The organism is Mesorhizobium sp. M7A.F.Ca.CA.002.15.2.1, assembly GCF_003998715.1.
Taxonomy (GTDB): domain Bacteria; phylum Pseudomonadota; class Alphaproteobacteria; order Rhizobiales; family Rhizobiaceae; genus Mesorhizobium; species Mesorhizobium ciceri.
The window spans coordinates 1-11,449 of the sequence record NZ_RZPI01000100.1 but is presented as its reverse complement, the minus strand read 5'-3'; the positions used below and the strand labels follow the sequence as shown (position 1 = coordinate 11,449).

Annotated in this window: 14 protein-coding genes, 1 tRNA gene and 1 pseudogene; 10 read left to right on the top strand and 6 right to left on the bottom strand. The window is 62.9% G+C overall.

The window, feature by feature from the left end:
* Positions 1-39: 39 nt before the first annotated feature.
* A tRNA-Val gene (locus ENZ74_RS08810) sits at positions 40-114 on the top strand.
* A gap of 403 nt (positions 115-517) precedes the next feature.
* Here the strand turns inward: ENZ74_RS08810 and ENZ74_RS08805 are convergent.
* Positions 518-871 carry a hypothetical protein gene (locus ENZ74_RS08805; protein ID WP_013531688.1) on the bottom strand — a complete coding sequence of 118 codons (354 nt, stop codon included), beginning with the start codon at positions 869-871 and terminating at the stop codon, positions 518-520.
* A 671-nt stretch (positions 872-1,542) separates the two neighbouring features.
* Here ENZ74_RS08805 and ENZ74_RS08795 point away from each other — a divergent pair.
* Positions 1,543-1,800: a PepSY domain-containing protein gene (locus ENZ74_RS08795; protein ID WP_013531689.1), complete on the top strand. Its 258-nt coding sequence runs from the start codon at positions 1,543-1,545 to the stop codon at positions 1,798-1,800.
* A gap of 153 nt (positions 1,801-1,953) precedes the next feature.
* Positions 1,954-2,436 carry a hypothetical protein gene (locus ENZ74_RS08790; protein WP_063167997.1) on the top strand — a complete coding sequence of 161 codons (483 nt, stop codon included), beginning with the start codon at positions 1,954-1,956 and terminating at the stop codon, positions 2,434-2,436.
* A gap of 1 nt (position 2,437) precedes the next feature.
* Here ENZ74_RS08790 and ENZ74_RS08785 read toward each other — a convergent pair whose 3' ends face one another.
* The gene (locus ENZ74_RS08785) at positions 2,438-4,327 is read right to left on the bottom strand and encodes a murein L,D-transpeptidase (protein ID WP_063167996.1); all 1,890 of its coding nucleotides are present in this window, start codon (positions 4,325-4,327) and stop codon (positions 2,438-2,440) included.
* Between the two features lie 210 nt (positions 4,328-4,537).
* Complete coding sequence (locus ENZ74_RS08780; protein ID WP_063167995.1) at positions 4,538-5,281, bottom strand: 3-oxoacyl-ACP reductase family protein; 744 nt, start codon at positions 5,279-5,281, stop codon at positions 4,538-4,540.
* Positions 5,282-5,380: 99 nt separating this feature from the next.
* Here ENZ74_RS08780 and ENZ74_RS08775 point away from each other — a divergent pair, with 99 nt between their 5' ends.
* Both ENZ74_RS08775 and ENZ74_RS08770 read left to right on the top strand, forming a co-directional pair.
* The gene (locus ENZ74_RS08775; RefSeq protein WP_063167994.1) at positions 5,381-5,995 is read left to right on the top strand and encodes a TetR/AcrR family transcriptional regulator; all 615 of its coding nucleotides are present in this window, start codon (positions 5,381-5,383) and stop codon (positions 5,993-5,995) included.
* A gap of 55 nt (positions 5,996-6,050) precedes the next feature.
* Positions 6,051-6,446, top strand: a complete 396-nt coding sequence (locus ENZ74_RS08770; RefSeq protein WP_063167993.1) for a rhodanese-like domain-containing protein — start codon at positions 6,051-6,053, stop codon at positions 6,444-6,446.
* Positions 6,447-6,459: 13 nt separating this feature from the next.
* On the opposite strand, the gene ENZ74_RS08765 is transcribed toward ENZ74_RS08770, so the two are convergent.
* The gene (locus ENZ74_RS08765; RefSeq protein ID WP_027161593.1) at positions 6,460-7,368 is read right to left on the bottom strand and encodes an alpha/beta fold hydrolase; all 909 of its coding nucleotides are present in this window, start codon (positions 7,366-7,368) and stop codon (positions 6,460-6,462) included.
* A 47-nt stretch (positions 7,369-7,415) separates the two neighbouring features.
* Here ENZ74_RS08765 and ENZ74_RS08760 point away from each other — a divergent pair, with 47 nt between their 5' ends.
* Positions 7,416-7,868, top strand: a complete 453-nt coding sequence (locus tag ENZ74_RS08760; protein WP_013531696.1) for a MarR family transcriptional regulator — start codon at positions 7,416-7,418, stop codon at positions 7,866-7,868.
* An 18-nt stretch (positions 7,869-7,886) separates the two neighbouring features.
* Here ENZ74_RS08760 and ENZ74_RS08755 read toward each other — a convergent pair whose 3' ends face one another.
* A complete protein-coding gene (locus tag ENZ74_RS08755) occupies positions 7,887-8,498 on the bottom strand; it encodes a pyridoxamine 5'-phosphate oxidase family protein (RefSeq protein ID WP_063167992.1) in 612 nt (203 codons plus the stop codon).
* A 65-nt stretch (positions 8,499-8,563) separates the two neighbouring features.
* A complete protein-coding gene (locus ENZ74_RS08750) occupies positions 8,564-8,917 on the bottom strand; it encodes a DUF971 domain-containing protein (RefSeq protein ID WP_013531698.1) in 354 nt (117 codons plus the stop codon).
* A gap of 199 nt (positions 8,918-9,116) precedes the next feature.
* Here ENZ74_RS08750 and moaA point away from each other — a divergent pair, with 199 nt between their 5' ends.
* The 4 genes and pseudogenes from moaA to ENZ74_RS35015 form a co-directional block, all read left to right on the top strand.
* Positions 9,117-10,112, top strand: coding sequence for a GTP 3',8-cyclase MoaA (gene moaA / locus ENZ74_RS08745; protein ID WP_013531699.1), 996 nt, complete (start codon positions 9,117-9,119; stop codon positions 10,110-10,112).
* 90 nt (positions 10,113-10,202) lie between these two features.
* Positions 10,203-10,637, top strand: a complete 435-nt coding sequence (locus tag ENZ74_RS08740; protein WP_244514299.1) for a hypothetical protein — start codon at positions 10,203-10,205, stop codon at positions 10,635-10,637.
* Between the two features lie 119 nt (positions 10,638-10,756).
* Positions 10,757-11,116, top strand: a complete 360-nt coding sequence (locus ENZ74_RS08735; RefSeq protein ID WP_013531701.1) for a hypothetical protein — start codon at positions 10,757-10,759, stop codon at positions 11,114-11,116.
* A 221-nt stretch (positions 11,117-11,337) separates the two neighbouring features.
* Positions 11,338-11,449: pseudogene (locus ENZ74_RS35015) on the top strand (EamA/RhaT family transporter); the annotation flags it as partial.

Genomic DNA, 11,449 nt, shown 5'->3' with positions numbered 1-11,449 from the left:
TCCTTATATCGCGGCTCGCTTGGCCTTCGGGCAACGAGCGGGCGATTAGCTCAGCGGGAGAGCACACCCTTCACACGGGTGGGGTCGCAGGTTCAATCCCTGCATCGCCCACCATCGGCCTTCCTGAACGCCGCACCCCAAAATGCCTAGCAACTACACCCCGCCCCTTGCCCGCCAAAAATTCTTCTGGGCGAATTCCACGCGCTGCTGTAGCTCGCATATCTCTGGAACGGGCAGACGTCGGAGCCGTTTTGGACCTTCATCTGTTCGCGATCCCAAAACGACACCCTCGATGCGGTCGTCGGCGCAAAAGACCGTATAGCGTTGTTCCGGCTCAGCGCTCGGGCTTGCTCCATGGGCCGGGCTTCATCGAGCGCCACTTGCCCGACAGGTCGCTGACCGCTTCGTCCGTTAGCCAAAGATGCGTAGTCGCAGCAATGGAAGGCGGCGAGATAGTCGCCGCGCATGAACTCCTGTCGATGGGGCCAAACTCTGCCCTACGCCGGTCGAGCCGCGATCAGCGCTTCATCGCGTGCAGGATGGCCTGCATGTGCTCTTCCAGGTCGAGTTCGCCCCGAGCCTCGGCGGTCAACAGGTAATCGGCCTTGGCCCGGCGGTCGCCTCGGCTGATCGCAGGATAGGAGCAGATGGCAAGCAATGCTTCCTGTTCAATCCGGTCTGCCCTCTTGCGATCGTGGCTGCTGCTGCCCGCTTGATGAACAACCCTGTGAAGCCCGACATAGCTGGCTTCATGGGCTCCGATCAGCGCCCGCAATTCGGGTGAGGCCCCTTCCGCTTCGGCAAATGTCGGTTCAACAACCGAGGCCACGGCGGTGAACGCAAGAAGTGTACGGCGTGTGATTTCGGGCATGCCTCATATCCCTGCTGTCTGATCATGCAGGCACACCATAGCACCGGCGCAACGGTTCGAAGAGATGCTCCTGGACGCGACCGCACTGTCTGCTGACAAAATGTACTCGCTCCCGTAGCTCGCCCGCCCAGCAGCCAGTGTGGCCTTAAGTCGCAAGGATTGGCTTGCGAAAGCGGGGTTTCGGCCTTCATTGACGCTGCGATCGACACCATATGGTGATCCACAGCCCTCCAAACGAGAGAAGCTCGCTTGACGCGGTCGCATAGCGGCCGTCAGCCGGCAATGGCTATGAACCAGGAACCTGAAAAACCATGCCTGAAAATGTCAGACCAATTTCGAAAGACGTCCCCCTCATTCAGCTAGGCGTCTATCAGTGCCGCTTCCCGGTAAGCGAAGACCGGTCGGTACCCGGCGGTTATCGTTTTTGTGCCGGGCCAACTTCGGCGGATCGCGTCTATTGCGATCACCACCACAGCATCGTGACCGCCGTCGACCCTCGCCGAACCCGTTCAGGTCTCCACCCCGCTCAACGACGCGCCGCGTAAGTCAAGCGGGCAGCGGCCCCTCGTTCGGGCAGCTGCAAACCGGTGGACTGAATCGGCACGCATTCCACCCGCGGAACAAACCGGTACGCCAGCGAGTTTCTCCCCGACGAAACTTGAGGGAAAGCCATGTCCAGATTTCTGCTGGCGACCAGCGTCGCCGTTCTTTTCGCCGTCGCGCCGGCCTTGGCCGCGGACGACAAGCCGCTGCCGCCGCCCAATGCCAAGAAGCTGTCGGAGATCATCGCCAAGGTCGAGCAGCGCGACGGCTTTCGCTATGTGGACGAGGTCGACTGGGACAGCGGCGCCTACACCGTCACCTATTACACGGCGGACAAGGCGAAGGTCGAAATCACCTACGATCCTGTGACGGCGGAGCCGAAATAGGGGCGCTCCGACGCGAATTCGTTCTCGGCTGCGTCACAGGCTCCCGGCGCCAACTTCGGCGATCGCCCTGGCGCGGGCGCCTCCCCTTGCGTCAGTCGTGCTTTGATGGCTGACTGTCGTTTCCTGGAATAGCTCCGGGCGCCGCATTGGGGGATGGGGATGGCGACGGCAAAGCACGTGATGAAGCGCATATTGATGATGTTGGCCGGCTACTTCGTATCGGTGCTGGTCGGCCTGATCGCCGTGGCGGTGATCTATGGCGTGCTCAGTTCCTTGCCCAATGCGCCCAACTATTTCGACGTCATGGGTGTTTCGCCGATCGCGGTGCTGCTGGTGCCGCCGCTCGGCATGTTCGTCTATTTCCTGACGATCGTGGTGACCGCGCTGCAAACGTTGATCTTCGCGCTGATCGCAGAGTTCTTCTCGCTGCGCAATGTCCTGCTGCACATGGTTTTCGGCGCTGGCGCCGCAGTCGGCGGCTTCGCCCTGATCTGGCCGAGCGCACCGGAGGACATGGACCCGGAGCGTTGGGTCGACATCGGCATCATTGCCGCTGCCGGCCTTGTCGCCGGGTTGCTCTATTGGCTGATCGCCGGGCGCGACGCCGGCTTCCGACGGCCACTGTTCGAGCGCTAAATCAACTCGAAGGCGAGCGAACCGCCTCCGTGGCATCCAGGGCCTGCTTCAGCCGCGAGTCGCGGTCGTAGACGTCGCCGAAATATTCGACCTTGCCCGACAGATCGGGCCATGCGGTGAAATAGGCGACATAGACCGGGATCGTGCGTGTCACGTTCTCGGTCGCGTGGCCGTGCTTCAGCTTCTCGGCGATATAGTCCACGGAGGTGCCAAGCACCGCCGCCGCCATGCCGCGCGGGTCCTGCAGCCGCACGCAGCCATGGCTGAGCGCGCGCATATCGCGCTGGAAGAACGATTTCTGCGGCGTGTCGTGCATGTAGATCGCATGCTTGTTGGGGAACAGGATCTTCAACTCGCCCAGCGCGTTGGCCTCGCTCGGCTGCTGGCGCACGCTGTATGGGATGTTCGAGCCATAGGCGCCCCAGTTGACCGCCGACGAAGGAATGCGCTTGCCGCGCGAATCCGTCACCTCATAGCCGGCCCGGTCGAGATAGCCCGGATCGTTGCGCAATCTCGGCAGCATCTCGTTGACGATGATCGACTGGGGCACGCCCCAATAGGGATGGAAATCGACCTGCTTGATCTGGTCGTAGAAGAAGGAGGTCTGGTTGGTGGTCCGGCCAATGACGGCACGCGTCTTGAGCTTTTCCTCGCCATTGTCGATGTAGCTCGCGGTGAAGGCCGGCTGGTTGATGAAGACGCGCGGGCTGCCGAGATCGGAGGGCAGCCAGCGCAGTTCCTCCAGCGCCACTTCCACCTTCAGCAACTTGTCGGCCTTGGATGTTCCGGCCAGCGACGCGACGGTGCGCGGGCCGATGACGCCGTCGCCCTTCATGCCTGCCTTTTGCTGCACGGCCTTGATGACCGGGATCAGTTCCGGATCATAAACTTCGCTGGTGGCCAGCCTGGACAGGACCTCGCCATAGGCGCCGCCCATCTCGTCATCGAGATTGCGCGCGATCAGGGTCAGCAGCTTCGGCAGTTCGGGGCTGGTTTCGCCCGGCTTCAACAACAGTTTGGGGTCGACGACGATTTCGTTTTCCGCACTGGCCTGCAGCGCTTCCAGTTCGACGCGCAGCGCCTGGTATTCCGCATTCTGCGGGTGCCGCGATTCGAGATAGGTGCGCACCTGCTGGGTATGCGCCAGCGTTTTCAGCACGCCTTGCAGATCGAGCGGCTTGGCCGGGAAATCATAATAGCCGGTCATGCGGTTGGGATCGACGCGGCCGTTCTGGGCGTCGTGGGCATAGCGCAGCACACGCGCCGAAAGCGCCATCTCGAAACGGACGAGTTCTTTCAGTTGCGCATTGGCATCGGTCGTCGATGCGCCGGCAGCGGGCACTTCGACCGTATAGTCGGCGGGCGTGAGGCCATAGCTTGAAGCCTCGCCAAGCACCCGCACCGCATCCTGCGCACGGCTGTTGAGGCTGGTTCCGCTTATCCAGATGAAATCCGGATTGGCCGAGTAGTACGCGATCAGCGCCTTGGCGATGTCGGGCTCGGCTAAGAATTCGTAGTCGCCCAAGCTGGCAACCGCATCACGAAACGCGGCACCCGTAGCCGACGGGACGAAGGCGGCGTCCTGCGGTGTCGCCTGCGCCGGCGTCGCGGCCAATGCCGAGAAGTCGACGCGAACCAGCCGGTCGGCCTTGTAGGTGTAGTAGGACGGGCTGCTGATCTTCACATTGCCGCCGCCGCCACCGGACACTTTCGGCTTTGGCTTGTTCTTCGGTGGCGGGGGCGGAAACTCGCCTTTCGGCGCATGCCTGACGCCGCCGCCGAAAAGCATGTCGAAGAGCCCCTGCGCGCCTGCCTGGGGTACACCGAAAGCCAGCGTCGCCGTGATTGCCATCAGCGGCATCACGGTTGCTTTGTTTCCGAGGAATTTCATGAATCACCCGCTCCGGCCGCAACCGGTTCCCGTTCCGCACGCTCGATCGTCCCGCTCACCGCATGGCGGATGTAAGGCGCGACTATACTGATTCATACCGATTTCGTTAAGCTTTCATAAATTTTGGAAAGCCTGTTGCAGAACGGTTTCACAAGATCGTGACGGCTGGAGCGGAGGGTGGTTCCGCCCCAGCCGGAAATCCCCGCGGGATCAGGCGTTGGCGCCGCCGTCGATGGTCAGGGCAGCGCCGGTGACGAAGCGGCCTTCCGGGCCTGCGAGCCAGGCGACCATGCCGGCAATGTCGTCGGCCTTGCCGAAGCGCGGCGTTGCCATCTTCCGGCGCTGATGCTCGGCATGCGGGCCGTCGGCCGGGTTCATGTCGGTGTCGGTCGAACCGGGGTGGACGACATTGGCGGTGATGCCGCGCGGGCCGAGGTCACGCGCCAGCGCCTTGGTCAGGCCGACCAGCGCCGCCTTGCTGGCTGAATAGGCCGTGAGGCTGCCGTCGGCCCGCTCGGCAAGGTTGCTGCCGATCGAGATGATGCTGCCGCCCTCACCCATATGGGCGGCCGCGGCCTTGGAAGCGATGAATGGGGCCCGGAGATTGACCTCCATGGTCTCGTCGAAATCGGCGAGCGACAGCGTGTCGATTGGGGCGGCGCGCCAGATGCCGGCGCTGTTGACCAGGATGTCGAGCCGGCCAAAGGCGGTTACGGCGTCGTCGACTGCCTTGTCTAGGGCGACCGCATCGCGGTTGTCGGCTTTGATCGCGATGGCGCGGCCGCCCTTGGCCTCGATCTCGGCGACGACAGCGCGGGCCTGTTCCTCGCCATGCACATAGGTCAGCGCGACGCTGGCGCCATCGGCCGCCAGCCTCCGCGCAATCGCTGCGCCGATGCCGCGACTGCCGCCGGTGACGAGCGCGGCCTTGCCGTTCAATCTGCTGGAAGACATCGAATTCTCCTTTTATGTAATGATCGATACATAAATATCTGTCAGCCTTGCCCGCTGGCGTCAACTGAATTATGTATCGATCAACACAGAAAGAGCGTCATGTCGGAACGAGGCCGTCCCCGCACCTTCGATCGAACCGCAGCCCTGCGTTGCGCGATGCAGGTGTTTTGGGCGCGTGGTTACGAAGGTGCATCGATGAGCGAACTGACCGCCGCCATGGGCATCAACTCGCCCAGCCTCTACGCTGCCTTCGGCAGCAAGGAGGCGCTGTTCCTGGAGGCGACGGATTTTTACTCGCACACCGAGGGTGCCGACATCTGGCTGGCATTGGACGAGGCTCCGACCGCGCGGCAGGCGATCGAACAATTCCTGTGCCTGACGGCGAAAGCCTATGCGCAGAGCGATCGCCCGCAGGGCTGCCTGATCACGCTGGGCGCACTGCATCAGGATTCGAGCCGCGGCGCCATCTGCGACGATCTGCGCCGCCGTCGTGCCGAAAACCACACCGCCCTGCAAAAACGTCTGGAGCGCGGTATTGCCGAAGGCGAATTGCCGGCGGATTTCGACGCGAGCGCTGCCGCGACCTTCTTCGCCACGGTCCAGCACGGCATGTCGATCCAGGCGCGAGACGGCGCCTTGCACGCTGCCCTGCTGGCGACGGTTGCCGGGGCCATGGCTGCCTGGCAGACGTTGGCCGGCGGCAACGCGGCGTGACAAACGCCGGCTGGTGTGCTCGAAATCCGCCAGCAAGGCCGGGAGGGACGAGAGCGTGAAAAAGGGTTATCGCGAGCTGCTGGACGAGGCGAATGCCGTGATCGAGGTGGTTTCGCCGGAGGAAGCGGCCGGGCTGCTCGACGATGAAGACACCATCTTCGTCGATCTGCGCGATCCACGCGAAGTGGAACGCGACGGCCGGATTCCGGGCGCCAAGCATGTCACGCGCGGCATGCTGGAATTCTGGATCGACCCCGAAAGCCCTTACCACAAGCCGTTCTTCGCCTCGGGAAAGAGCTTCGTGTTCTTCTGCGCCGGCGGCTGGCGCTCTGCCCTGGCCACAAAGACGGCGCAGGACATGGGGCTTTCGCCGGTCAAGCACATCCTCGGCGGCTACACCGCCTGGAAGGCCGCCGGACTGCCGGTCGAACCCGGCGAGCAGAAGAAATAATCTCGACCGCCGCTCAATGCAGCAGCAATGGCTCGCGATGCGTCACGAAGCCGACCGCGCGTTCGACCACGCCCTTGTCGGCAAGAATGCGGCGATGGCCAAGCCCGTCGGCCCAGTAGAGCCGCACATGGCCGCCGGCACCGGCATAGCGCCTTGCGTGATCGGCCGAGACTTCGCGGTCGTCCGGCGCGTGGATGACCAGGGTCGGCACCGGTGCCTGGGCGAGCTGGCGGTCGCCGGTGAATTCGTGCAGCGGCCGGCCGGAAAGATGCTCGACCCGGTCCGCCATGGCGGCTTGCGAGCGCGGGCCGACATTCAACATATGACTGAAGTCGGCAAAGATCGCCGGCAGGGAACTTGGCGCCGCGATCAGCACCAGGCGTCCCGCCGCCAGCGGCGGGATGTTCTTGACCGAACCGGCGATGGCATTGGCGGCGACGGCGCCGCCGAAGGAATGGCCAACCGCCGCCGCGAACGGGCCGAACCATTCGCCGGCAACCCGCACCGCATCCACCGCATTGACCATGTTCAGGCGCCGGCCCTGCGACTGGCCGTGGCCAGGCAGGTCGAGCGAAACGACCCTGTAGCCGGCGGCGCGATAGCCTTCGATCAAGGCGCGCATATATTCGGTGCGCGAGCGCCAGCCATGGACGACGAGCACCGTGCCGACGGCCGCCCTGCCCGGCTCGGGCCGGAACTCGTGCACCATGACGCAGCCGGTCGCGGTCTTCAGCCGGTGATGACGCGCCTCGGTCATGAACCCCGTCGCACGCTCGACAGCGCGGCGCTCGCCATCGCTGAGCGCCTTGACATTCGGGGTGCGGCAGAACAATTCGAACGCCGCGCGTCCGCTGAGCCGCGGCGCGACACGCTCTGCCGCACCGAACACGCCCCGGATGACCTTCAGCCCGAATGATGCCATAGTGAGAATCCATCCATACGTTCAAGCATGAACATAATAGTTCAAAGATGAACAATAAACAAGAGCTGCCTTGGGACAACCCGCGTTTCCGCAACTGGGTCGCGGTGGCGCGCGCCTGCCATGTGCTTGAGCGCACGCTGGCGGTGAAACTTGCGCCGCTCGATTTGAAGCCGGCGCAGCTCGACGTGCTGATGAACCTCTATCGCCACCCCGGAATGTCGCAGCACGATCTTGCCCGCAAGCTGCTCGTCGGCCGCTCCAACATCACCATGCTGTTGCCGCAGCTGGAAGCGCGTGGCCTGCTGCGTCGCGAAGGCGACGAGAAGGACAAGCGCATCCTGCGGCTCGCGCTCACCGAGGCCGGCGAGGCGCTGCTGATGCAGGCGCTGAAAGTGCATATGGCGCTGATCGAGAAGGCGATGAGCCAGTCGACGCCGGAGCAATGCGACATGATCGGCGAGCAGATGCGCAAGATCTATGATGTGCTGAATGAGGCTTGAGCGCCCTTCAGCCCAACCTTACCACATCGTCTTCTTCGCCCGTTCCGGCCATTCCTTGTCGTAGGTTTCGCCGTCGATGTTCTTGCGGCTGGTGATTTCCAGGATCTGTCCGGGCGTCGGCAGCGACTTCGGCTCGACATGCCTTGCCGGGTTCCAGAGCTCGGAGCGGACGATGGCCCGGGCGCATTGGAAATAGACCGCATCGATGTCGACGACGGTCACCGATCGCGCCGCCTTGCCGTCCACCGTGAATGACGCGCACAGCGCTGTATCCGTTGTGATGTGGGCGCGGCCATTGACGCGCAGCGTCGTGCCGGAGCCCGGCACCAGGAACAGCAGGCCGACGCGTGGGTCGCGAATGATGTTTTTCAGCGAATCGGCGCGGTTGTTGCCGCGTCGGTCCGGCATCATCAGCGTTTTCGGATCATGGATGCGCACGAAGCCGGCGAGATCGCCGCGCGGCGAGCAATCAAGCCCCTCCGGCCCGCTGGTCGCCAGCGCGACAAAGGGCGAGGCTTCGATGAAGGCGGCATATTCGGGAATGATGTGGTCGAGTTCCTTGACCAGCGAGGCCTCGCCTGGAACGCCATAGAGTGCCTCGAGCTGCTCGACCGTGGTGATGACGGACATGTTTTCGCCTCCAAACCTTTGCCGGCGCTACCCCAGATCGATGACATCTTCACGACAGCGATGCCCTAGCGGTCCCGGCTAAGGCCCTTTTCCGCAAGCTCCGCGAGATAGGCTTCCCAGCGCGCATCCTTCTCGTGGCCGAGCGTATGCAGGTAATTCCAGGTGAAGATGCCGGTGTCGTGGAAATCGTCGAAGGTGATGCGCACGGCGTAGTTGCCGACCGGCTCGATCTTCAGGATCGCCACATTGCGCTTGCCGGGGACCGTCACCCGCTGATCCGGCGAATGGCCCTGCACTTCGGCCGATGGCGAGGCGACGCGCAGCAGTTCCGCCGGCAGTTCGAACGGATGGTGGTCGGGAAAGGTGACGGACAGAAGTTTGCGGTCCTTGGAAACCCTGAGTTCTTTCGGTGCGGTCATGCTGTTCGATCCCGTGTCATCCGCCCTTCCCTACGCCGCTTCGCCAAACGGGAAAAGGTCTGATGAGACCGACCGACATGCGATGTCGGCTGAGAGATGTTACCAAAGATCGAGAGGCGCTATCTTGAACAGCAGGCCGGATCGTATCACATAGCGGTATATAACGAAGCCGTTCACGGCCACGGGAAGCGCTTGAAGCATGGACATGATTGATCCTTTCGGCCGCACGATCAGCTATCTCCGCGTGTCGGTTACCGACCGCTGCGATTTCCGCTGCACCTATTGCATGGCCGAGGACATGGCCTTCCTGCCTAAGAAGGACCTGCTGTCGCTGGAAGAGCTCGACCGGCTGTGCACGGTTTTCATCGAAAAGGGCGTCAGGCGATTGCGGCTGACCGGCGGTGAGCCGCTGGTGCGCAAGAACATCATGCATCTGGTGCGCCAGCTGTCGCGGCATCTCGAAAGCGGCGCGCTGGAAGAACTGACGCTGACCACCAACGGCTCGCAGCTGTCGCGCTTTGCCGCCGAACTCGCCGATTGCGGCGTCAGGCGCATCAACGTCTCGCTCGATACGCTCGATGCCGACAAATTCCACAAGATCACCCGCTGGGGCCATCTCGACAAGGTCATGCAAGGCATCGATGCCGCGCAGGCGGCCGGGCTCAAGGTCAAGCTCAACGCAGTGGCGTTGAAGGATTTCAACGACGCCGAGCTGCCCGAGATGATGCGCTGGGCGCATGGCCGCGGCATGGACCTGACGGTCATCGAAACCATGCCAATGGGCGAGATCGATGCCGACCGCACCGACCAGTATTTGCCGCTGTCGCTGCTGCGCGCGTCGCTCGAACGCCAGTTCACGCTGACCGACATTCCCTTCAAGACCGGCGGCCCGGCGCGCTACGTCCAGGTCGCCGAGACCGGCGGACGGCTCGGCTTCATCACGCCGATGACGCATAATTTCTGTGAGAGCTGCAACCGCGTCCGGCTGACCTGCACCGGCACCCTCTATATGTGTCTCGGCCAGGAAGATGCCGCCGATCTGCGCGCGCCCTTGCGCGCCTCGGAAGGCAACGAGCTGGTCGCCGAAGCTATAGACGAAGCCATCGGCCGCAAGCCCAAGGGCCATGACTTCATCATCGACCGCCGCACCAGCCGCCCATCGGTGTCACGCCACATGAGCGTCACTGGCGGCTGATCTTTCCGTGAAATTCATGCAATATCGCTTCGGGATCATGACTTCGAGGCGAGCATGCGGCTGCACTCTTCATTCCTGGTCATTGCGACAATGGCAGCAACCAGTGCGGTCGCCGCGCCATTCACCTATGTGAACGATCGCTTCGGCACTGTCTGCACCTTTCCCGACGACGTCTTCACCGATCGCCAGCCGGAGCCCGACAATGGCGACGGACAGCAATGGCTGAGCGCCGATGGCGCCAGCCTGATCTGCTCGGGCATCCTCAACGTCGACGACGACACGCCGAAAGGCTTTGTCGCGGCGGAGAAGGCGAGCAAGAAGCCGGGCTACAAGGTCACCTACAGCAAGGCCGGAAAGGACTGGGCCGTGCTGTCGGGCCTGAGGGATGGAAAGATATTCTACGAGCGACGTCTGTTTGGGAAAGACGGTATCATCCGTACGGTCTGGGTCGACTACCCGCCGGCGCTGAAGTCGAAATACGATCCGCTGGTCGGCGCCATCGCCGGCAGTCTCAAGGGGCCATGACGGTTTCGGACCACACCCCAGAAAAAGTCTTGTTCGCGAACCGCAGCCGGATTTACGGCCAGTCTGTTCCAGCCTAGCCTTCCCCTGGAAGCTGCTCTTCGCTCGCAGGGGGATACACCATGCGCAAACTCGTTCTTTCTCTGGCACTGCTTGGCCTCGCGGCCGTGCCCGCGGCGGCGCAGTCGATCGGCGGCACCTATACGGTCGCCGGCACCAACTTCGACGGCTCGGCCTATGGCGGCGAAGCCACCATCACGCTGACCAGCGGGACGACCTGCGCGATCCATTGGGAAACTGGTGGCTCATCTTCCGACGGCATCTGCATGCGCAACGATGATGCCTTCTCCGCCGGCTATGTCATGGACAAGGACATTGGCCTCGTCGTCTACAAGGTGGCGGCGGACGGTTCGCTGCACGGTCTTTGGACGATCGCCGGCAAGGAAGGCAATGGCACCGAGGTGCTTACGCCGAAGAAGTAAGTTCGCCATCGCAGGCGATATTCCGGGCCACAAACAAGGCTGTGGCCCAGTCCTTTGCTGTTGCTGTTTCATGCCCGACTGTTACAGGCTTGCTGCCTAAAGCGCGTCGCGTTTGAACGGATTCAGGCCACGCGCTTCAGGTCTTTGTTTCTTATGCATGTCGTTTCCCCAAAACCGAGGTCACTTTTGGGCGATATGTATTAGCAGAACCGGTAGCCGTCTTGCCCCTGTCTCCAAATCTTCACGGCGCGTTGTTCATGATGGTGGCGATGGCCGGCTTCACCCTCAACGACGCCATAACCAAATACTCGTCGCAATCGATGAACATGGCGC